The sequence below is a fragment of the Collinsella sp. CLA-JM-H32B genome (assembly GCF_040098065.1).
In the GTDB taxonomy this organism is placed as follows: domain Bacteria; phylum Actinomycetota; class Coriobacteriia; order Coriobacteriales; family Coriobacteriaceae; genus Collinsella.
In genome coordinates this window covers 1-23,410 of the sequence record NZ_JBBNNA010000005.1, presented here as the reverse complement: position 1 = coordinate 23,410, position 23,410 = coordinate 1, and the positions used below count along the sequence as shown (strand labels likewise).

Here is a 23,410-nt window from a genome sequence, read left to right as displayed (position 1 = left end):
TTCAAGTTGCTGGTTGCCGTATGGTTTTACGGCGTGTCTAGCAGCCAAACCCATAAACCTTATAGGTTGTTCGTTTAGCTGTTGGCAAGCATAGTAGACACTAAAGCCTAGTAATGCAATAGGAAATAGAAGATTATTACGAGTCGATTAACCATCTTGACCGGAACGGGTATTTTCAAACCCATTTTTTCGGCTAGAATTTCAACGGACTAAAAGACCGAAAGGCAGCAATATATATGTTGGTTTCTACTAAGGGCAGGTACGCCCTGCGCGTTATGGTCGATCTGGCCGAGCACCAGGCGGCCGGTCGCATCCCGCTCAAAGAGATCGCGGCGCGACAGGGGATTTCCGAGAAATATCTCGAGAACATCTTGGCTACGCTCGTGCGCGCCAACATGCTTTCGGGCATGCGTGGCAAGGGCGGCGGCTATGTGCTCACGCGTCCGCCCGAGCAGTACACGGTGGGCGAGATCCTGCGCCTGACCGAGGGTAGTCTGGCGCCGGTCGCCTGCCTGGATGGCGACTGCAAGGGCTGCTCGCGATCTGATGAGTGCCCCACGCTCGACGTGTGGAAGAACCTGGACAAGCTCATCAACGATTACCTCGACGGCGTGACGCTCGATCAACTTGTCGCTCCCAACCATGGCTACGACTATGTCATCTAACCCACGCCTGCCATGTGGGGACGGGGTGGAAATGGTAGATTTTCTTGCCCTCTGAGACTTGGCAAATAAGAAGGCCGCCCATTTTTGCGATGGGCGGCCTTTGATTTGGTCCGATGCGTTTGCGTGTCGGGGGCGTTCTACTCTTCGGCAATACTATCGAGGATGCTGCGCATGATGGACACTAGGATGCTGCCCATAAAGGCCGAGCCAAAGCCGGCGATGGAGATACCGACGCCCAACAGGTTGACCGACAGGTAGCTGGCGAGCTCCAGCATAAAGCTGTTGAGCACGAGCTGGAAAATGCCGAGCGTAATGATCGTGAGCGGCAGCGAGATGACCGTCAGGAACGGCTTGACGAACGAATCTACGATGTTGAGGAACAGTCCCACAAAGGCAAAGCAGACCCAGGCCTCGGCAAAGCCGAAGGGTTGGATACCGGGGACGAGGAACGTGGCGATCGCGATGGCGATCGAGGTGAAGAGCCAGTTAAGCATAAAGCGCATGGCGTGAATCCTTTCTTGCGCCGGGGTTGCTGGCGTCGCGTGAAGCGGCTTGCGGCGGCGACTTGGATGGTTGCGCGGGCGCGCCGCGGTGTTTGGGCGCCCATTGTCTCAAATATTCGTGGAGCTTACGTGCGCATTCGGTTTCTAAACGGCGTTCGTCCTGAAAAACGTGCCGCTGGCAGAGAGTCTTGTCGCTTTAGTTTGGTGGTGTGCTACACTGCTACGGGCAAATAGCCCATGCATAGTTTTATTGCATATTACGGGCGAACGATGCCCGATGTCAGTATCAACTTCGATGCCTTATGGCGGGTTTGGCGGTGATCGATGAATATCGAGAACATGTTTGACAAGCCTGATGTCAAGCAGCTGGTCCACGCATTTAGCCTTTTGGATGACGAGAACGATATCCAAGCGTTTTTGACCGATATCTGCACGCCGCGCGAGATTTGCGACCTTTCTCAGCGTTTGCAGGTTGCGCGCTATTTGGACGAGGGCGAGCCTTATGTTGAGGTTCAGGCCCGTACCGGCGCTTCGTCCACCACGGTGAGCCGCGTTTCAAAGGCGCTGAACGGCGAGTACGGTGGCTACCGCAAGATCCTCATTAAGTTGGAGGATGGCGAGTAGGCCGGCGACAAAAACGAATTGTGCAAAACCGCTCCTCCGGGGGCGGTTTTTATATGCCCGCAATCGGCTGGTTCGTTGGGGTCAGGTTGCTTTGTACCAAAAGATGGAGCTGTGGTGGCAATGTGTCCGCGTGGGCGGGTAGGATGGATGCATTGATTATTGCGAACAGTTTGAGTGGAGGACCATGCCTGTTCGAATCTATACCACCAATACCGGTACGGACTTGAGCGATGCCGAGGCGGCGCTGCTCGCCGACCTGGTTGCCCGCCACGGGCGTGCCGTTTTGCTGGCGCCCTCGTTTGCCGAGCTTGACCTGTGCCGTCACGATGCCGCGGTTGCTGGCGCCTCGCTGGGTATCGACTACAAAACCCCAACGTCGTGGCTTCGTTCGCTGTGGGAGCTTATGGGCGATGGGCGCGGCTTCGTCGACAACATGCAGCGCCAGATGCTGTTCTCGGACATGATCGCCCGTCGCGACGATGCCGACCTGCAGCCGCTTTCGCGCAGTCAGGGCACGGTGCGCATGCTCGCGCGCATGGCCCGCGATGTGCTGCCGGGCGTAGCGGGGACGGGTGCCGAGCGCTGCTGCGGCGACGTTTGCCAGCCCGATCCCAAGAGCGACGCCGAGGCTCGCGTGTTCGAGCTGTTGAGTGCCTATGCGAGCGGCTTGGACCGTCGAGACATGATCGAGCCCTGCGAGGCGGCTGACCTTATGGCCGAGGTGCTGGCCGACAACCTTCCGGCGTGCGCCCGCGCGGTATGTGTGCGCGGTATCACATCGTATACGCACGGCCTGCTCGAGCTGCTGTCGGCCGTGGCGAACAATGGGGGAGAGGTCGTTGTGCTGCTTGCCCGCGAGCAGGCGGCAATGCGCGAGGAACTTGCTGCCGCCTTTGATGCCCGCGGTGTGCTGTTCGAGGCCGCGCCGCTGGGGGAGGGTGCCGCCGCGCCCCAGACTGCCTCCGAGTCCGCCGCTCAGCCTACCTTTGTAGAGGTTGCCGGCCCTCACGCCCGCGCCCACGCCTATGTGGATGCAATCGATGGGCTGGTAAAAACGTGTGAGGACGCCGCGGTCGACGGCGGTGTCGCGGCGTCCGCGGACCCCGTGCGCGTGCTCGTGGTGTCTGTCCGGGCGCCCCAGCTGTTCGGTGAACTCGCTGCCTGTTTGGCGGCACGTCATATTGCGGCCGAGACAACCGAGTTCACGGCGTTTTCCCAATCCATCGCGGGCAGGCAGTTCACGGCGCTCGCCAATCTGATTGAACGCATGAAGGCCGCCGACGAGGGCACTGCCTCCAAGACCGAGTGGTGGCCCGCGCCGGAGCTTACCGACTGGATTTACAGTCCGCTTTCGGGTGCCGATGCCGCCAGTGCGCGCACCTTCGACAAGAACATGCGCCTGTCGCGCGGCAAGACCACCACGGCCGTCAAAAGCCTGCTGCAGAGCGTGCAGGGCCAGGTCAGGGGCACGCGCAAGGCCGCCAGCGACGATAACTGGTTTAAGAACGTGCCGTGCGTGGTCTCGGACGTGTTCCAAGCGCTGTGGCGCGACAAACCCGTGACGGCGCTCAAGGCCATGCTCGCCGTCGCCGAGGCGTTGCCCGATCGCGCCCTTGGAGGCCTTGACGGTCAGGCTCGTCGCCAGGCGGAGACGGCCCTGTTGCGACATACCATCGACATTCTTATGAACGACGCCCGCGCGCTCGACGTGTCGCAGGCGGCGACCGTGCCCGTGCTCGACGGCGTTCGTACCAAGGTGGACAAGCGCAGCACCGCATACGATTACGAGACCTACGAGGTCGACCGCACGCCGCGCGCCCAGGTGCGCTTTGCGTCGCTTGCCGATGCGGCAGCCCTGCGCCCCGCCAGCTACGATGCCGTGCTGTTTGCCGACGTCGACCTGGACAGTTATCCGCTCTCACATGAGGAGGGCCCGCTGGCCACGTTGACGGCCGAGCTGGGGCGCAGCGGTGTGACGCTTGAGCCCGCGGCCCTGCTGCGCGTGCGCTTTGGCCGCGCGATGCAGGCGGCACGCGGCCCCGTTGTGCTCGCCCGCGTGACCCACGATCGCCAGGCGCGCGAGTGCTATCCGGCTGCCGTGTGGACCGAGCTGCGAGCGCACGCCGAGGCCGCTGGCGCCGCCAAGGTTGCGTGCATGGGCGAGGGCGGTATCGTCGCCGATTTTGATCCAGCGGCCGGCGAGGGCATCGAGTGCAAGCGCGTCGCGTGCGAGGCTCCTCAGCATTTGAGTGAGGCGGCTGTGCCGTACCTGGTCCTGCGTCGCCGCGATGGCGAGGGCGAGAACGCGCCGCTCGTGCCGCGTCTGACGTCCGCCTCGCAGATTGAGGCGTACTCGACGTGCCCGCTGTGCTGGTTCGTGTCGTATCGCGTGAAGCCCCAGTCCATCGATGCGGGCTTTGGCAACATGGAGAAGGGCAACTTTGTCCACGACGTGCTGGAGCACCTGCATGCCCGCCTGCCCCAGGAGGGCATGGAGCGCGTGACGCCCGAGAATCTGCCGCGCGCTCAGGAGCTGCTGCGCGAGGTCTTTGACGAGACGTTGACCGAGCACGCCGGCAAGCGCGGCACGGAGGGTCCGCTGGTGCCGCTCTCTGCAGTGGAGGAGCGCCAGGTTGCCGAGATCTTGCCGCAGCTGGAGGGCGTGCTTGCCTACGAGTCCGAGGCACTTGCCCCCTTTGCCCCGCGCTACCTGGAGTTCGCCTTCAACGAGCTCAAGGTTGAGTATGCCGGTTGGCCGCTCGGTGGGCGCATCGACCGCGTGGACGTGGACGCCGAGAACCGCGCCGTGGTGATCGACTACAAGCATCGCACGGGCGTTGAGGAGTTTAAGCTCGCCGACCCTACGGTGCGCGACGAGGAATCGGGCGCGGCGCCCATCGACGACCCGCGCTGGTTGCCGCCACATACCCAAACGCTCATCTATGCTCAGGCCATGCGCCGGGCGCTGGATTTGGACACCCGCGCGGCGCTCTACTTTTCGACCAAGGGCGGCAAGCCGGCGCTGCGCGGCGCCGCGAGCGCCGAGCTGCTCGAGGAAGAGCGCGGCGACGGTCGCATCCCGGGCCTTAAGAAAGGTTTCCCCGGCGAGGGTGGCAACATGGACTTCGACGCCCTGCTCGATCGCGTGGAGGCCGGCATCGCCGAGCGCCTGCGCGAGCTCGAGGCGGGCAACGTTGCCGCCGTCGACCCGGCGTCGGCTCAGGCCGCGCATGCGCGCTGCTCGTATAACCACGAAGGAACGTTTGCAAGGAGGGACGTGTAGACCATGGATCTTTCGACTTTGATGCCGCAACAGCTGCAGATCGTCAAAACGCTCGACCGTCCGCTGTTTGTCTCGGCGGGCGCCGGTTCGGGCAAGACCTTTACCCTCACGCGCCGCATCGTCTACGCGCTCTCGCCCGAGTCTGGTCCGTTCGTTGAGCATCTGGACCAGGTGCTCGCCATTACCTTTACCAAAGATGCCGCGGCCGAGATCCGTGACCGCGTGCGCCGCGCGCTCATCGACGAGGGCATGGACGAGGAGGCCCTGACCGTCGATGATGCGTGGATCTCGACCATTCACGGCATGTGTTCGCGCATCCTGCGCGCGCATGCGCTGGAGCTGGGCATCGACCCCGAGTTCACGGTGCTCACCGATACCGACGAGCTTATGGACCAGGCTGTTGAGCATGTGCTGGCCCGCGCGACGGCGCCCGATGCCGCCCCCGAGCTCGCGGCATCGCTCAAGGCCCTCTACGCCTGGTATCCCATGGCGGGCGAGGGCGGCCCCTTTGGCGCCGGCACCACCATCAAGGGCCTGGTGCGCGAGCTGCTGGAGCTGTCGAGCCAGCTGCCGGGCGGTATGGACGACGTGCGCGTGGCGCGCGGCCAGGCCGATACCTCGGCACTTGCCGATGCCTATCGCGCGGCGCTGGGTGCAAGCAAGGCGGCGACCGAGAAGGCGCAGGTTGCACTCGACGCCATCGATGCGTTCGAGGCGAGCGGCAAGACCATGGCCGATGCGGCGCGGCTCATGATGTCGTGCACCATGCCGCGCGCGAGCAAGGCGTTCCCCAAGGAGCAGGTCGAGCTGCTCAAGGCCGAGGCTGCCGATGCATTTATCAATATCGCGCTGGCCTGCGGTGGTCCCGCGCTCGATGCGCTGGTGGGCTTGGCCCGCTCTGTAGAGGCCGAGTATCGCGCGCTGAAGGCCGGCCAGTCTGCCCTCGACAACAACGACCTGCTGCGCATGGCCTACGAGGCCCTGCGCGATTACCCGGCCATTCGCGCTGCGTACGAGGGCCGCTTTAAGATGGTTATGATCGATGAGTTTCAGGATACCGACCAGATGCAGGTCGATCTGATCCGCTACCTGACGGGTGCGGGGGAGCGCGCGCTGTGTACCGTGGGCGATGCGCAGCAGTCGATCTATCGCTTCCGCGGCGCCGAGGTCGAGGTCTTCCGTCGCCAGGAGCGCAAAGTGGGATCGACGGCGGCGTCCGAGACGGTTGCCACGCCGGATGTCCCCACCGGCGAGCTCGTCAAGCTCGTGCGCAACTTCCGCAGTCACGACGAGGTACTGCGTTACGTGGCACGCGTTTTCGACGGCGATGACGGCGGCCTGATGCAGGGCTTTTTGGATCTTGAGGCGAGCGACGGCCGCAAGGACACGCTGGTGGCAGATGCCTCGCGTCGCCAGGCCCTCTTTGTTGCCGGCGGCAGCACGCAGGAGCGCACACAGGCCAAGGCCCGTGCAATCGCGGAGCGATTCCGCACGCTTGCCGATGCCGGCCAGCCCCAGGGCGGCATGGTGCTGCTGCTGGGTCGCATGACCAACGCAGACGTCTACGCACAGGCCTTCCGCGACCAGGGGCTCGACTGCGTCATCGCGGGCGGCTCGGTCTTTGCCCAAGCCGCCGAGGTGCAGACGGTGCGCGCCCTGGTTTGTGCGCTCGCCAATCCGGCCGATACGGCGCAGGGCCTTATGCCGCTGCTGGCCTCGCCGATGTTTGCGCTCGGCGCCCAGGAGTTCCTAGCGCTGGCGACCAAGCTCGACGAGCAGACGGGGGAGACCTCGCGCAGGAATATCGACGTGGGCATCATGAGCGATTCCGATGTGCCGGGCCTGCAAGACCTGCCGCTCGTGACGCGCGCCCGCGAGGTACTGCGGTATGCGCTTCGTCGCGTGGGCCGCGATTCGTTCGCAGCCATCGCGCGCGACGTGGTCAACGCCTCCGGCTGGTTTGTGCGTCTGGCACAGCGTGGTCCCGAGGGCAAGGCCATTGCCGCCAACGTGCTCAAGGCGCTCGACGCTGTGGCCGAGGTGGAGGCCGAGTTCGGCAACTCGCCGCGTTCCATCGCGCTTGCCTTCGATCGCTTCCTAGCGGGCAAGGAAGCCCCGGGTGCCCTCAACGAGGAGGGCGACGGCGCAGTGCGCATCATGACGGTGCACGCATCCAAGGGCCTGGAATATCCGGTCGTGGCGGTCGCCGAGTGCTTTGGCGTGCGCAAATCGTCCGGTGCGGCTCAGATGGGGCGTGTCGAGGGCGGGGCGCAGGTTGTGGCACTGCCTGCACGCTTCGACGGCGTTAAGCTCGCCGACGGAACCTTTGTGAAGGGCGACGACGTTAAAAAGCAGTTTGAGCATGCGTTTAAGGGCAAGGGCACGTCGCTATGGCTGCCGCCGGAGCTCATGGAGGACGTCTGCGCGACGGGTTCTCCCGCTGAGGCATTTGCTCGCCTGCGCAACGACGACCTGCAGCTTTCGCTCGAAGAGCGGGCTCGTTTGCTCTATGTCGCCATGACGCGTGCGCGCGAGCTGGTGATCTTGGCGATGGATGCCGGCGTGAGCCGTGGCAAGGTGACGGCGCCGACCTTCGACGTCGAGACCGATCTGACCTACGACGTGCTGCGCCGTATTTTGCCGACCGACGCTCTGGACATGCCACAGCTCGATAGTGATCGTTTGACGTTCGACAACTCCAAGCCGGGCGACTACGAGCTCATTTCGCTTGCGAACTTTATCTTTGGCGAGCAGGCGTTTGAGGCCAACGCTTCGCTGGATGCCGAGGGCAGGCTTGTTCGCGGCGATGTCGATACAGATACTGCCGACGATTCGGCCAGTACAATCGTCCCCGGTCCTGCCGACCCCGATCCCGATGCGTTTGAGCTCGTGTATCCCCAGGCGGCGGGCGTGCGCATGGGCACCTGCCCGTATCCGGAGCGCGATTCGTACAGCTACTCGTCAATTGCCGCGGCGCTACATGCCGAGTCCGAGGACCGTGCTGCCGAGGCGCGCGTGCCCATGGACGAGTCCGGCGATGATGCAGAGTCGGATGGCTCGGAGATGACGGATGCAGACGTGGCCGCCGTTGAGCCTACCGGCAACCCCATGGCGCTGGGCTCGGCCTTCCACGCTGCCTGCCAGTGGCTCATCGAGATGGGTGCCGATGCGTTGCCCGCTGAGCGTGCCGACGCCCTGGCTCGCCTGTGGCGCCTGACGCCGGAGCAGCGCGAACGCTTCGACGTTGCCCTGGACCGCTGGCTCAAGTCGGCTGTTCGTGCCGACCTGCTCGCGTGGCCGTGCGTTCGTGCCGAGGTACCGTTCTTCTCGCTGGGCTGCGAGGACAAGGACATTGCCCGCTACGGTGCATATGCCGAGGGCGCCATCGATGCACTGGCCACCGACCCGGCCGATCCGTCGCGCGCACTGGTCATCGACTACAAGACGGGTGGCACGCCGGATGAGACGCCGGACCAGCTGCTCGAGAAGCACGCCCTGCAGGCGCGCGTCTACGCCGACGTGTTGCACAAAGCGGGCGTTGAGACGGTGACGGTCAAGTTCGTCCGCGTGGAGCAGGCGAATCCAACCATCTTCGTCGAACCCGCCGAACCTCAAGTAGTCACCTACAATCTCTAGCCCTCAGATAACTTGCGGTGGAATAGTTCCTGTATTGCGGCCCAGGTGGCCCAAGCGGGAACTATTCCACCGCAACTGCAAGAGGAGCCGTGTGGGTTTGGCTAGGTTCGGGTGCCGTCCGCGCCGTGCGGTAAAATCGTTCAGTCAGAACACGAACCCGCATCGGAGCTCATCACATGGCATTCGTCCATCTGCACAACCACACTGTCTTTTCCATGCTCGACGGCGCAACCCGTATCCAGGATATGGTCAACCGTGCCGTTGAGCTGGGCATGCCCGCCGTGGCCATTACCGACCACGGCTACATGTACGGCGTGCCCGACTTGGCGCTGGCCTGCGACGCCGTCAACCACAACACGCCCGAGTACAAAACCTGGAGCCACGACAAGGCCTTCTTGGAAAAGGATCGCCGCGACGAGCTGGTGGAGCCCGATCCCGAGGCAAACCCGCGCGAGCATGCCCAGTATGTGAAGGACATGGCCATGTGGGATGAGAAGGGCAACATCGACGAGCTCAAGCCGCCTCTGGTCATCAAGCCCATCTTTGGCTGCGAGGTTTACTTTACGCCGGACGAGACGCTCGCCCGCGACCATAAGCCCGAGCTCTACCACATGATCCTTCTGGCCAAGGACCAGGAGGGCTACGTCAACCTGATGCAGACGGTCTCCGAGGCCGCCGTGCAGGGCTTTTACTACAAGCCGCGCGTGACGCTCGACAACCTGCGCCGCCATGCCAAGGGTATGATCTGCACGAGCGCCTGCATTGCGGGCATCATCCCCAAATACATCGACCGCGGCGACATGGAAGGCGCCATCAAATGGGCCGAGACCTTCCGCGACACCTTCGACCCCGGCGACTTCTATATCGAGATCCAGGAACACGGCATTACCACCGATAACGGCCTGACCGACGAGCAGATGGATCGCACGCTCATCGACATCGCCAAACAGGTGGGCGTCAAGGTCATCGCCACTAACGACTTCCACTATCTGCGCCGCGAGGACGCGCCGGTGCAGGACGTCATCATGTGCATCGGCATGAACGCCAAGGTCGACGACCCCAACCGCATGCGCATGACCGGCTCGGAGTTCTACATGAAGACCGAGGAGGAGATGCGGGCAATGTTCCCGTATTGCCCCGAGGCCTGCGACAACACGCTCGAGATCGCCGACAAGTGCTACGTTGAGCTGGACTGGGACTCCATCATCCTGCCGCGCTTCCCGCTGCTCGACCCCGGCGAGACGCACGAGAGCCAGTTCCGTCGCGAGTGCGAGAAGGGCCTGCGCCAGCACTACGGCGAGGATTGGGCGACGCGCGAGATCAACGGCGTCAACATCAAGGACCGTTTCGAATACGAATACAAGGTAATCTGCGACAAGGGCTTTGCCGCGTACTTCCTGATCGTCGCGGAGTACGTCCAATGGGCAAAGGACAACGGCATCGGTGTCGGCCCCGGCCGCGGTTCCGCTGCAGGCGCTATCGTCGCCTACGCCATGAACATCACCGCGTTCGACCCGCTCGAGAACGGCCTGATGTTCGAGAGGTTCCTGTCCCCGCAGCGTACCGAGATGCCCGATATCGATATGGACTTCGACGATGAGCGTCGCCTCGAGGTTGTGGAGCACGTTCGGCAGCTCTACGGCCCCGAGAAGGTCACCCACGTTATCACCTACTCGACCATCAAGGCCAAGCAGGCCATCAACGATGCCGCGCGCGTTCTGGACTACCCGGTCTACATGGGCCAGCGCCTGTCCAAGATGGTCTCGAGCGACCCCAAGGTCAAGCTCAAGCAGGTACTCGAAAAACAACCCGGCAAAGAGGATCTGTTTAACCCCGACTTTGCCGAGGCCTATAAAAAGGACGACGACGCCCGCCGCATCATCGACACGGCGCTCTCGATTGAGGGCCTCACCCGTGGCGAGGGCGTGCACGCGTGCGCCGTTCTGATTTGCCGCGACCCCGTCAACGAGCACGTGCCCACCAAGCTCGACACCAAGGGCGGCGTCGAGATTACCCAGTACGAGGGCCATACCGTTGCCGACATGGGCTTGCTCAAGATGGACTTCTTGGGCCTGCGTACGCTGACGGTTATCTCCAAGGCCAAGGCAAACATCAAGAAGAACTTCGGTATCGACATCAAAGAGGAAGAGATTCCCTTTGACGATCCCGAGATCTTTAAGCTCATGGGTTCCGGCCACACCGCCGGCGTCTTCCAGGTCGAGTCCGCCGGCATGACGGCCACGATCAAGAACATGAAGCCCACCGAGTACAAGCACGTCGTGGCATTGATCGCTCTGTACCGCCCGGGCCCGCTGGGCGCCGGCATGGTCTCGTCCTACATCAACCGTATGAACGGCAAGGAGCCGGCCGTATCCTACGACGACCGTCTGGACGACATCCTGGGCGAAACCTACGGCACCATGGTCTACCAGGAGCAGGTTATGCTCATCTCCGTCGAGATGTGCGGCTTCTCCAAGGGCGAATCGGACTCGCGTATCCGTAAGCCCGTGGCTAAGAAGAAGATCAAGCTGCTCACGTCGACGGTGCTCCACTGGGAGGATGGCTCGGACGAGACCACCTACGACCACTGGATGAACGGCGCTATCAAGAACAACTACACGCGCGAGGTTGCCCAGAAGATTTGGGACGATGTTCTCGAGTTCGCATCCTACGCCTTTAACAAGTCGCACTCCGCCGGCTACGCCATCCTGGTTATGCAGACGGCGTGGCTCAAGGCGCATTATCCGCACGAGTACATGGCGGCCGTTCTGACGTCCTATACGGGCAAGACCGACAAGATCGTGCACTATGTCTCGGCATGCCGTCACGACGGCATCCCCGTGCTGTCGCCAGATGTCAACGAGTCCGGCACCGAGTTCACGGCTACCAAGGAAGGCGTGCGCTTTGGTCTGGCCGGCATCCGCGGCGTGGGTACCGGCGTGGCGCAGGCGATTATCGCCGAGCGCGAGGCGGGCGGTCCGTTTAAGACGCTGCACGACTTTGTCGAGCGCGTGGACTCGAGCCAGGCCAACCGTCGCGTGATCGAATCGCTCATCAAGGCAGGCGCCTTTGACTCCACGGGGTATCCGCGTCGCCAGATGATGCACTTTGTGGACAAGAACAACCCCGAGAACATCATTGACGCCGCGATAAAGCGCCAGAAGGACCGCGCGAGCGGCCAGACCTCGTTCTTCGATATGTTTGGCGACGTTGAGGGCTCGGGCTTCGAGGTCAGCGTGCCCGATCCGGACGGCCAGGAATGGGACCGCCACCTCAAGCTGAGCCAGGAGAAGGAGGTCCTGGGCATCTATGTTTCGGACCACCCGCTGCGCCCGTTTGAGTACGCGCTCAGCAAAGCGCGCGACTTCTCGTTCTCGCAGATCGATACCGGCTACGAAGTGCAAAACCCCACGGGCGGCACCATCAACCAGGAGATCCCCGAGGGCAAGGCACTGTGGTGGGCCGGCATGGTCTCGAGCGTGTCCAAGCGCGTGACCAAAAACGGCGACCCCATGGGCATCGTTCAGCTCGAGGACATGGAAGGCGAGGCCACCGTCGTGGTGTTCCCCAAGACCTACAAGGAGGCCGAGGGGTACCTGTACGGCGAGGTCGATCCCGAGACCGGCGCACAGCTGTCCGATGCGTTTGTTCGTATTAAGGGCAAACTCGAGCGCTCGGACCGCGGCGACCAGATCATCGCGCAGGAGATCGTGCCGCTGGAGCTCAACGAGGAGAACAACAAGCCCAAGGTGTTTGAGGTCATGGTGCCCAACAGCCGCTTTAGCCAGGGCAACATGGCGCGTCTTGCCACGGTGCTCACCGCTAACCCGGGCGGCGACCGTGTGGAGATCTTTATCGAGCAGGTGGACGGACGCGTGCTGCGCGCCGAGGTGCCTGCCAAGGTCAACGCGCGCTCGATTCCGCTGTTGGCAGAGGCAAAGGCCATCGTGGGTAACCAAGGCCGGGTGACGGTGATCTAAGATGATTTTTCTGGGACGGGGATTAAAAAATCATTTTGGGTGACGTGTGGCGGTAGACCGGTTTTTCTGGGACGGGAATGATTTTTTCATCCCCGTCCCAGAAAAATCATTTAGCGTGCGAGATTGGAGGAAGTGATGGCGCAGGGGACGTTTGTGCAGGCGCTCCGGAAAGAGGCGGCGCTGAGCGGCACCTTTATGAAGGGCCGCTCGCTCATGCTCAACGGCGCCGTGCTGTCGATCGAGGACAGCGGCTCGCGCTTCTCCAAAAACGTGACGGTTGAGGGCTCAGTGCGCGGCTCGCGCGGTGACCTGTACAAGACGCACGTGGCGCTCGACATGGACGAGCACGAGGTGATCGACTACGACTGCGATTGCCCCGCTGCCTATCGCTACCCCGGCATGTGCAAGCACGCCATCGCCACGGCGCTAGCGTACCTGGACGCCAGCGGCATTGAGCCTGTTGAGGGGCTGCGCACGCCGGTCTGCACGTTTACGGCGGCGCCCAAGCAAGCCGCGCGTCCTGCGTCTGCCGCACCGGCGGTCAACCCTAACTTTCCCTTCCCGGCGCCCGTCCCCACGAGCCCGAGCCTCATGAAGGCGCTCTCCGATCTTTCGGACGCGCGCATGGATGAGTTGGCGGGCATGCGCCGCAAGCTCGCCGGCACTGTCGACCCCGATGCCCCCAAGGCGGTGTTGGAGCCCTCGCTGGTGCCGTACTACAATCCGCTGTTCGCCGACCGCTTTAGCTGGGCGCTCGAGCTTCGCATCCGATGCGGCTCGGTGTCCTACGTGGTCAAGGACATCGACGGCATGGCCGCCGCCTACGTGCGCGGCGGCACGTTCTCGTACGGCAAGAAGCTCACATTCCTCCATACGCCCGAGGCCTTTGACGAGGTTTCGGTGCGTCTGCTCGACCTTGTTGTGGCAACGGTTGTGTATCTGAGCGACATCACGAGTTCGCGTTCGGCGTCGTACGATTTTGCACGCAGCGGCTTTGTCGCCGAGCGTCAACTGCCGCTGTCCGAGCATGACATCGTATACATGCTGGACTTGCTGCGTGGCCGGACCATTTCCTTTGAGCCCGCCTGGTCGCGGGGAACGACGACGCATCGTTCCTACGAGGTAGCGGTTGAGTTGTCGCCGGTGGGGGAGGACGAGGCCTCGGCAAAACAGCCGCCGCTCCTTGCCGCCAAGATCGCGCCGGCGGCCGGTGGCAGCTACGACCTGCGTCTGCCCGCCGATATGTACTGCTTTGTCTCGGGCGACGTTGCCTATCTGGTCGACACGCACCGCGCGCGCCGCGCCGATGCGGCGTTTGCCCAGCATGCCGCACCGTTTCTGTCGCGTCTGCTGCCCTGTCGCACGCCGGTCCATATCGCCGCCGAACAGGTGGGCGAATTCTGCCGCATGGCGCTGCCCGTGCTGCGCGAATACACTGACCTCACCGCTCCCGCCGTGCTCGACACCGTGGCGCCCGAGCCGAGCTTTGCCATGGCAATCGGTGTCGACGATGGGCTTGTGACCTGCAAGATTACGGTTAGCTACGGCGATTGGTCGGCAGATCTCTTTAGCCTGGGTGCCCCGGGCAGCCCCTTCGAAGAACAGCGCCCGGGCGTGCCGCCGCGCGACGAGATAGCAGAGTTTCGCGTTATGGACACGGCGGCCCTGTATTTCGACTTTTACGAGGGCGGCCTGGCGTTTGAGGAGCGCGACGACGAGAGCCTGTTCTGCCTGCTCACCGAGGGCCTGTCTGCCCTGTCCGAGCTGGGCGAGGTCATGCTCAGCGACCGCCTACGCCAGATCTCGGTCCGCCCTGCGCCCAAGCTTTCGGTGCGCGCGACCGTCAAGAGCAACCTGCTCGATGTCGAACTGGGCGCGAGCGGTCTTTCAGCGGCAGATCTTGCCATCTATCTGGACTCCTACAAGCGCCACCAGACGTTTGCGCGTCTCACGTCGGGCGACATCATTCGCCTGGACGAGGGAGCGCGTGCTGCGTTTGGCCTTGCCGAGGACCTGGGGGTCGATGCTGTCGACCTGCTCGACGGCGTGTCGCTTCCCGCGTCGAGCACCCTGTTTGTCGATAGCATGCTTGCACGCACGCCGGCGCTCGAGGCCGATCGCGATGCCGCATTCCGTCGCACCGTCGAGCGCTTGGATACGCTCGGCAAGATGGACTTTACGGTGCCGGTCTCGCTCAAGGCCACACTGCGCGGCTATCAGGTCGACGGCTACCAGTGGCTCGGCTCGCTCGAGCACCTGGGCCTCGGCGGTATCTTGGCCGACGATATGGGCTTGGGCAAAACACTGCAGATGATCGCGCATATCCTGGCGCGCGTGGAGGCGGGGGATGCCAAGCCCACGCTCGTGGTGTGCCCTGCGTCGCTCGTGTATAACTGGACCGCCGAGCTGGAGCGCTTTGCGCCTTCGCTCGACGTGTGCGCTATCGTGGGCGCCAAGGCGCAGCGCCGCGTGCAGATAGCCGGCGCTGACGAGCATAACGTGGTTGTAACGTCGTATGACCTCATGCGGCGCGATATCGACGAGTATGCCGAGCAGGACTTTGCCCGTGTGGTGCTCGACGAGGCCCAGTACATTAAAAACCCGCTCACGCAGGTGGCGCACGCCGCCAAGCGTCTGCCTGCCGGCGTGCGCTTTGCCCTGACGGGCACGCCCATCGAAAACCGCTTGTCCGAGCTCTGGAGCATCTTCGACTTTTTGATGCCGGGCCTTCTTGGCTCGCGCGAGTCGTTTGCCAAGCGCTTCGAAAACCCGGTCGAGCATGCCGAGGGCGATAGCGCCGCTCGCCTGCAGACGCTCGTGTCGCCGTTTGTGCTGCGCCGTGTTAAGGAAGACGTGGTGGCCGACCTGCCCGAGAAGATCGAAGACACCGTCATGGCACAGCTCACCGGCGAGCAGCGCAAGCTCTACCTGGCCAACCAGGACCGCATCGCCCAGCAGGTGCAGCATCGCGAGGCATCCGAGTTTAAGAAAGACAAGCTCAAGGTGCTCGCCGAGCTCACCAAGCTGCGCCAGATCTGCTGCGACCCGCATCTACACTACGAGGACTACAAGGCGGGGAGCGCCAAGCTCGACGCTTGCATGGAGCTCGTGCACGGTGCGCTCGACGGCGGGCACCACATTCTGCTGTTCAGCCAGTTCACGGGCATGCTCGATATCATTGGCAAGCGCCTGGCCAAGGAGGACATCGGCTTTCTTAAGCTCACGGGCGCTTCGTCCAAGGAGAGCCGCGCCAAGATGGTCGCGCAGTTCCAGGCGGGCGAGGTTCCGGTCTTTCTGATCTCGCTCAAGGCGGGCGGCGTGGGCCTTAACCTGACGGCGGCCGACGTGGTCATTCACTACGACCCGTGGTGGAACGTGGCCGCGCAGGACCAGGCGACCGACCGCGCGCACCGTATTGGCCAGCAACATACCGTGACCGTGTACAAGCTCATCGCCAAGGACACGATCGAGGAGCGCATCATGCGGATGCAGGAGTCCAAACGCGACCTGGTCAACAGTGTGCTCGGCGGCGACGGCATCTCCTCGGCGCTGTTTACCCGCGAGGATGTTCTGGCGCTGCTCGGCGGCGACGGGCGCTAACCCGCTCGGGTGGGGCCGCCAGGGCGGATAGCGCACGTTGCCCCGTCGTCCCCGCTCGTTATGTGTTCATTTGCGATGCCGTGGATGGTTCGCTTGCCTTTGGGCATAAGAAACATCGAGAACATCGGCACATCAGCAAAGGAGAGCATCATGGCGAAATTCTTTAAGGACCCCGACGGCAAGCTCATTGCCGCCCTTGGCAACGACGTTGCAACCCCTACCGGCTGCACGGAGCTGACCGCGAACACCGAGGACGCGGCGCACGAGAAGCACGTGCCCGTCGTCGAGAGCGAGCGCGACGGTCACGTGATTCGTGCACGTGTGGGCTCGGTCGAGCATCCTATGGTGCCCGAGCACTACATCGAGTGGATTGCCCTTGAGGCCGAGGGCCGTCTGGAGGTTCATTACCTCCAGCCCGGCATGAAGCCCGCGACGTTTTTTGCCGGCGGCTCCAAGACCGGTACCGTCTATGCCTATTGCAACCTGCACGGGCTGTGGTCCGCGACGTTCTAGGAGCGCGCCCCCGCTCGGGGTATCATAGCTAGCATATGCACATGCGAGCGCCGACTGCATCATGCGGCCGGCGCTTTTACTGCGATAGCGACGGTTTACGACGGAAAGGGCTGAGCCATGAAGCTCGCACTTGCACAGATCGATATGCGCCTGGGTGATATTGAGGGTATCTGCGGCCGCATCGAGGACCAGGCGCGCCTGGCCCACGAGCGCGGTGCGCGCGCGCTGTGCGTGCCGGCTCCGCTCTTTATGGGGGCCCTGCCCGGCGGCCTGGTGGGCGCTGCCGACTTTGAGCACGACATGCTTGCCGGCTTGACCGGCGTCGCCGAGCGTATCCAAGAGCTCGATATGATCTGCATCGTGCCCGCAGCGGTTTCGTTTGAGGGCCAGCCCCTGCTCGACTATATGATGCTCAAGGACGGTCGTGTGGTGCCGGCCCGTTCGAGCATTGCCCTACAGCGCGGTGGGAACGGCGATGCCCGTTGGGCGCCGCCAGTCTTCGATGTGGACGGCGTGCGTATCGCCGTGATCTTCGACTTGGACCGCGAGCTCGAGATGCTGCCGACCGGCGTCGACCTCATCGCCTATTTTCAGTTCAACGCGTTTGATATGACCGACCGCGAGACCGCTGCGATCGCAGCCGTGCGCAGCGGAGCCTACCGCAAGATTGCATCTAAGCGCAGCGTGTGGTTTGCCTGCATGGCGCCGGTCGGTGCGTACGACGAGTCGGTGTATACCGGCGGGTCGTTTGTACTCGACGACTGCGGCCGCGTGGTGGCCCAAGCGCCGTGTTTTGAGGAGAGCCTACTGGTTCAGGAGATCCAGCGCGGTGTGATGCTCGATGCCTTGGAGGACCACGAGCTGCCCGAGTTTCGCTCCGAGGAATGGCTGTGGCAGGCGCTGGTGCTCGCCGTGCGCGATAACGCCCGCGCCCGCGGTACATCGCGCGCCGTGGTGGCGCTCGAGGGAGACTTGCCGTCGTCCCTGCTTGCGGCGCTTGCCGTCGACGCCCTGGGTCCGCGCAATGTGGTCGGCCTGGTGCTGGGACGCAACCGCATCTTTACGCCGGCGCAGGAAGAGGCCGAGGCCGCCCGTTGTGCCGCCGTTCGTGCCATTGCCGAGCGCCTGCATATTCGCACGGTTGAGCGCGATGCGCCGGATGCCGCGCGTGTGCTCGACCGCGATGTGTCGGCGGGCGACGCCGAGCGTCTGCGCTCTCGCACGCTGGGCCTCATGCTGGAGGATACGGCGCTCGAGCTGGGTGCGATGGCGTTGAGCCCGCTGTCCAAAACTGAGTACGCGCTGGCGGCGCCCGCGCTTTGCGGTGGCTACCAGGGCGATTACGCGCCCTTTGGTGATGTGTATCTGTCGACCCTCGAGTTTGTGGCGCGCGTGCGCAACCGCACGTCTGCCGTGGTGCCGCAGGAGCTTGTGACGCTCAACGCGGTGGAAGATTGCATGGAGCGCGTGCTGGCGCGGGCGCTCTCGACGCTTGACGGTCCGGTCGACATGCTCGACCGCGCGGCGCAGCTGCTCGGCGGGCTTGAGCCGGGTGAGGTCGATGGCACGCTCGAGTCGCACGTCGACCGCAACCGTCCCTTCGACGACATTCCGATGGCTGCCGGCAAGCCCGAGGCTTGCTCGCTGCTGCTGATGCTCGTGCGCCAGGGAGAGGCGGCTCGCCGCCAGCTGCCGACGGCGCCGATCGTCTCGGCCCGGTCGTTTGCCGAGCGTGCCTGGCCGTATATGCTCGCGTGGTCCGACCTGGGGCTCGACGGCAAGGAACGCATGACGGTCGATGCGCTGGCGCGCGCCGAGGTGAACCGCTTTGCCGACGAGGATACAAGCGAGCGCATGCGTGGCGAGATGATGGGCATACTGGGTGACCTGTTGGGTATTTCGCCCGAGCAGATGGAGGAGCTGCGCTCCGAGGACGGCCAGCGTCGCTTGCATGAGGGCATGAAAAAGTTTGAGGGTGAGGTCCAGGACGCCATCGATAAGATGATGGGCGGCCAGGGTGGACCGCAAGGCGGGTCCCAGGGCACGCCGATGCCGCAACCGCCGATGGATCCCCGACAGTTTCCGTTCTTCTCGCAGAACTAACTATGGGGTGGGATTCGCTCCCAACCCTGACACTTCAACTAAGCATCTTTGCCCCGTTGTGTTATTCTAGAACAGACGTTCGTGAATGATGTGCGGGGCTTTGCCTTGCGTTGTGCTTGTGGCGAGGGGAGGTTGGCTTGGTCATTTTGGGTATCGACCCCGGTTTGGCCCATACGGGTTGGGGGATTATCGAGGAACGGCGCGGAGAGGTTCGCTGTCGTGCCTACGGCTGTATTGAGACCAGCGCGGGCAGCCCGCTCGCGGTGCGCCTGTCGCATATCGCCCGCGACCTCAAGGGCGTCGTGGAGCGTTATCGACCCGATACCGCTGCTATCGAGAGCATCTACTTTGGCGCCAACGTCCGCTCGGCCATCCCCACGGCGCATGCCCGCGGCGCCGCGCTCGTGGCGCTTTCGGAATGCGCGCTCGAGATTGGCGAGTACACGCCCATGCAGATTAAGCAGGCTGTTGTGGGTACCGGCGCCGCGGACAAACGGCAGGTCGCGTATATGGTTCGTACGCTCACGCAGCTCGATCACGACCCGCATCCCGACCATGCCGCCGATGCCCTGGCTTGCGCCATCTGCCACGTAAACCTCAGCCGCACCCGGGCGCTTACCGGTGGCGAGTTCTATCAACAGAGAGGAACCGGATACTGATGATCTCCCAGCTCCATGGAACGCTTGTCGAGGCAACGATGAGCTCGGCCGTTGTCGATGTATCGGGCGTGGGCTTTGAGCTCGGCATCTCGGGTAGCACTGCGGCCACGTTGCCGACGCCCGGCGGTGAGGTTCGCCTGTATACCCGTATGCAGGTGCGCGAGGACGCCATGACGCTCTTCGGTTTTGCCTCCAAGGACGAGCGCACGATGTTCGATCGGCTCGTGTCCGTGTCGGGCGTTGGTCCGCGCCTGGCGCTCGCCGTGCTCTCCACCTATACCGTGGGACAGCTGTATTCCCTGGTAATGGCCGAGGACGACAAGGGTATGGCCAAGGTTCCCGGTGTGGGCAAAAAGACAGCGCAGCGTCTGATTCTGGAGCTCAAGAGCACCTTTGCCAAGGACAAGGGCTTTGTGCCGGTTGACGTGATTCCCGGCCAGGTTGCGATGCCGGTCCCCGCCGCCGCTCCCTCGGCGATCGATGACGCCCGTGCGGCGCTCCTTTCCATGGGCTTTAGCCCGCAGGAGACCGATGTTGCCCTGAGCGGGTATGATGGGCAGAATATGCGTGTCGAGGATCTGCTCGGCGCGGCGCTTAAGCGACTCGGAATGGATGCGTGATGTGGGAAGCCGATGACTCTCAGGACCTGTGGGCGACGCCTGGTAACTCGCCGGCGGCATCCATGGCACACGGTGAGCGCATGGTGGGCTCGGAGCTGACGCCCGAGGACCTCGATGTCGACCGTACCCTGCGACCCCAGCGCCTGGACGACTACTGCGGTCAGGAGCACATCAAGCAGAGCCTGCGCGTGCTCATCGAGGCGGCGCAGAGCCGCGGCGAGACGCTCGACCACGTGATTTTCTCGGGCCCTCCGGGTCTGGGCAAGACTACGCTGGCTACGGTTATCGCCAACGAGCTGGGCGCTCAGATCAAGACGACGAGCGGTCCGGCCATTGCGCGCACCGGTGACCTGGCGGCCATCCTTACCAACCTGCAACCGGGTGACGTGCTGTTTATTGACGAGATCCACCGCCTCAACCGCTCGGTCGAGGAAGTGCTGTATCCCGCGATGGAGGACTTTGCGCTCGATATCGTGATCGGCAAGGGTCCGGCTGCGCGCTCGATTCGCCTGGATATACCCAAGTTCACACTGGTGGCGGCAACGACTCGCTCGGGCATGTTGACCGGCCCGCTACGCGACCGTTTTGGCATCTCGTATCGCCTGGACTACTACACCGTTGAGGAACTCGCCCAGATTGTGACACGCTCGGCGACCATTCTGGGTGTGACGATCGACCATCCCAGCGCGCTCGAGATCGGCTCGCGCTCGCGCGGTACGCCGCGTCTTGCCAACCGTCTGCTTAAGCGCGTGCGCGACTACGCGCAGGTGCGCGGCAACGGCCCCATCGAGCTCGATATCTGCCGTCAGGCGCTCGAGTTTTTCGAGATCGACGAGCTTGGCTTGGACTGGATGGACATTCGCATCTTGGAGACGCTTGCCAAGACGTTTTCCGGCCGTGCCGTGGGCCTGACGACGCTTGCCAGTGCGGTGGGCGAGGACCCGGGTACGCTCGAGGATGTCTATGAGCCCTATCTGCTGCAGTGCGGCTTGATGATTCGCACACCGCAGGGTCGCCAGGCAACGCTTCGCACCTTTGAGCATTTGGGTATTGAACCGACCCTGTAGGAATGGGCTTGTTTTAGCGCATCTGTAGGCTATCGCTGGGCATCGGGTAAACATATCGCCGTTCGTCGGTTACGGGCGTTTTACTATTGCGCGCGCGTGCTATGCTGGATTGGTCTTTTTCTCATCCGGTAACGAAAGGACCGCCCATGCCTACTGACATCGAAATCGCACGTTCTGTTACGCCGCTGCCTATTACCGAGGTGGCCAAGAACGCCGGCGTCGACGTTAAGCATCTGATTCCGTATGGCTTCGACAAGGCAAAGGTCGACTATTCCCTGCTCAACGAGCCGACCGACCACCAGGCCAAGCTTGTCCTCGTGACCGCTATCAATCCCACGCCCGCAGGCGAGGGCAAGACTACCACGACCATCGGCCTGGCCGATGGCCTGCGTCGTCGCGGCGTCAAGAGCGCCGTGGCCCTGCGCGAGCCTTCGCTCGGCCCCGTGTTTGGCGTGAAGGGCGGTGCCGCCGGCGGCGGTTGGGCCCAGGTCATCCCCATGGAGGACATCAACCTGCACTTTACCGGTGACTTCCATGCCATCGGTGCCGCCAACAACCTGCTGGCAGCCATGCTCGACAACCATATTCAGCAGGGCAACCAGCTCGGCATCGACGTTAAGCGCATCACCTGGAAGCGCGTTGTCGACATGAACGACCGTCAGCTGCGCCATGTTATCGACGGCATTGGCGGCAAGGCCCAGGGAGTGCCGCGCGAGGATGGCTTCGACATCACTGTTGCCTCCGAGGTCATGGCAATCCTGTGCCTGTCCACGAGTATCAATGACCTCAAGGAGCGCCTGGGCGAGATTGTTGTCGGCTACAGTTTTGCCGGCGAGCCCGTCCGCGCCTGCGACCTTAAGGCCCAGGGTGCCATGGCGGCCCTGCTCAAGGACGCGCTCAAACCCAACCTGGTTCAGACGCTCGAGGGCACGCCTGCGTTTGTCCACGGCGGTCCCTTCGCTAATATTGCCCATGGCTGCAACTCCATCATGGCCACCCGCATGGCCATGCGTTTTGGTGACGTTGCGATTACCGAGGCCGGTTTCGGCGCCGACCTGGGCGCCGAGAAGTTCCTCGACATCAAGTGCCGCATGACGGGCGTTCGCCCCAGCGCTGTCGTGGTCGTCGCCACTGCCCGCGCGCTTAAGTACAACGGCGGTGTTGTCAAGGCCGACCTCAACGAGGAGAACCTCGAGGCCCTCAAGGCCGGCATGCCCAACCTGCTGCGCCATGTCGACAACATCCAGAACGTCTACGGTCTGCCCTGCGTGGTCGCCATCAACCGCTTCCCGACGGACACCGAGGCCGAGCTCGAGCTCATCGAGTCCGAGTGCCAGAAGCTCGGTGTCAACGTTAAACTGTCCGAGGTTTGGGCTAAGGGCGGCGAGGGCGCGCTCGACTTGGCCGACGAGGTCATGCGCCTGATCGAGCAGCCGAGTGAGCTCAAGTTTGCCTACGAGGACGGTGCCGATGTGGCCGACGCCCTCGAGGCCGTTGCCACCAAGGTTTACCGCGCCGACGGCGTCGACTTTACGCCGGCTGCCAAGCGCCAGCTCGCCGAGCTGCGCGAGAACGGCTTTGGCAACCTGCCGGTGTGTGTCGCCAAGACGCAGTACAGCTTTAGCGACAACGCCAAGGCGCTGGGCGCTCCCGAGGGCTTCCGCATCACCGTGCGCGAGCTCAAGGTTTCCGCCGGTGCCCACTTTGTGGTCGCGCTGACCGGCAGCGTTCTGACCATGCCGGGCCTGCCCAAGGTTCCCGCGGCCGAGAACATCGACGTCGACAACGACGGCAACATCACCGGTTTGTTCTAAGCCTGCTGCCCATAGCCGCTTGCCCGCCCCGCCGCGCCTACCAAGGCCCGGCGGGGCTTTTTGATCCCAAGGGGACGGAAGGATTACGGATCATTTTGCGGCTGTTGGGTCAATGAGGCTATCCGTGTGGGGTCGTTCGTCCAAAACTATGCCGGTTTACTACGATGAATCGGTATACCTCGACCATATCTGGATTTTCCGATCATGACCGATTCGTCTACCTGCACTGATAATTGTCCTTGGGGGAAGCGGGCACTGCGGGGGCGCGTCAACAGCGCGCGATTTCCGCGTCGCAGCGCTACCCTGATGCTGAACGCCGGGACGATGACCCACTGACCTGCTG

13 protein-coding genes are annotated in these 23,410 nt (G+C 63.3%); 12 read left to right on the top strand and 1 reads right to left on the bottom strand.

The features are described from left to right. Positions 1 to 236: 236 nt before the first annotated feature. A complete protein-coding gene (locus AAA138_RS04570) occupies positions 237 to 665 on the top strand; it encodes an Rrf2 family transcriptional regulator (RefSeq protein WP_022094857.1) in 429 nt (142 codons plus the stop codon). Between the two features lie 137 nt (positions 666 to 802). Here AAA138_RS04570 and AAA138_RS04565 read toward each other — a convergent pair whose 3' ends face one another. Beyond that, positions 803 to 1,168 (bottom strand): phage holin family protein, encoded by a 366-nt coding sequence (locus AAA138_RS04565; protein WP_022094856.1) that lies wholly within the window; start codon positions 1,166 to 1,168, stop codon positions 803 to 805. 324 nt (positions 1,169 to 1,492) lie between these two features. Here AAA138_RS04565 and AAA138_RS04560 point away from each other — a divergent pair, with 324 nt between their 5' ends. From AAA138_RS04560 to AAA138_RS04510, 11 genes are all read left to right on the top strand, one after another. Beyond that, entirely contained in the window at positions 1,493 to 1,792 is a 300-nt protein-coding gene (locus AAA138_RS04560) for a YerC/YecD family TrpR-related protein (RefSeq protein ID WP_006235366.1), read from the top strand. Positions 1,793 to 1,976: 184 nt separating this feature from the next. Further along, a complete protein-coding gene (locus AAA138_RS04555; RefSeq protein WP_349089714.1) occupies positions 1,977 to 5,075 on the top strand; it encodes a PD-(D/E)XK nuclease family protein in 3,099 nt (1,032 codons plus the stop codon). A 3-nt stretch (positions 5,076 to 5,078) separates the two neighbouring features. Next, a complete protein-coding gene (locus AAA138_RS04550) occupies positions 5,079 to 8,711 on the top strand; it encodes a UvrD-helicase domain-containing protein (protein ID WP_349089712.1) in 3,633 nt (1,210 codons plus the stop codon). A 176-nt stretch (positions 8,712 to 8,887) separates the two neighbouring features. Then, positions 8,888 to 12,691 (top strand): DNA polymerase III subunit alpha, encoded by a 3,804-nt coding sequence (gene dnaE / locus AAA138_RS04545; protein WP_349089710.1) that lies wholly within the window; start codon positions 8,888 to 8,890, stop codon positions 12,689 to 12,691. A 135-nt stretch (positions 12,692 to 12,826) separates the two neighbouring features. Next, on the top strand, positions 12,827 to 16,291 hold the full coding sequence (locus AAA138_RS04540; RefSeq protein ID WP_349089709.1) for a DEAD/DEAH box helicase: 3,465 nt from the start codon (positions 12,827 to 12,829) through the stop codon (positions 16,289 to 16,291). Positions 16,292 to 16,441: 150 nt separating this feature from the next. Continuing rightward, entirely contained in the window at positions 16,442 to 16,804 is a 363-nt protein-coding gene (locus AAA138_RS04535; protein WP_349089708.1) for a desulfoferrodoxin family protein, read from the top strand. Between the two features lie 117 nt (positions 16,805 to 16,921). Then, complete coding sequence (locus AAA138_RS04530) at positions 16,922 to 18,907, top strand: hypothetical protein (RefSeq protein ID WP_349089707.1); 1,986 nt, start codon at positions 16,922 to 16,924, stop codon at positions 18,905 to 18,907. A gap of 137 nt (positions 18,908 to 19,044) precedes the next feature. Beyond that, on the top strand, positions 19,045 to 19,566 hold the full coding sequence (gene ruvC / locus AAA138_RS04525) for a crossover junction endodeoxyribonuclease RuvC (RefSeq protein WP_035137351.1): 522 nt from the start codon (positions 19,045 to 19,047) through the stop codon (positions 19,564 to 19,566). Then, positions 19,566 to 20,186 (top strand): Holliday junction branch migration protein RuvA, encoded by a 621-nt coding sequence (ruvA, locus tag AAA138_RS04520; RefSeq protein ID WP_117735947.1) that lies wholly within the window; start codon positions 19,566 to 19,568, stop codon positions 20,184 to 20,186. Before ruvC ends, ruvA begins: the two co-directional genes overlap by 1 nt. Further along, positions 20,186 to 21,253 carry a Holliday junction branch migration DNA helicase RuvB gene (gene ruvB, locus AAA138_RS04515; RefSeq protein WP_152073622.1) on the top strand — a complete coding sequence of 356 codons (1,068 nt, stop codon included), beginning with the start codon at positions 20,186 to 20,188 and terminating at the stop codon, positions 21,251 to 21,253. The genes ruvA and ruvB overlap by 1 nt, the downstream gene beginning before the upstream one ends. Before the next feature lie 146 nt (positions 21,254 to 21,399). After that, positions 21,400 to 23,067 (top strand): formate--tetrahydrofolate ligase, encoded by a 1,668-nt coding sequence (locus AAA138_RS04510; RefSeq protein WP_349089706.1) that lies wholly within the window; start codon positions 21,400 to 21,402, stop codon positions 23,065 to 23,067. Positions 23,068 to 23,410 lie beyond the last annotated feature (343 nt).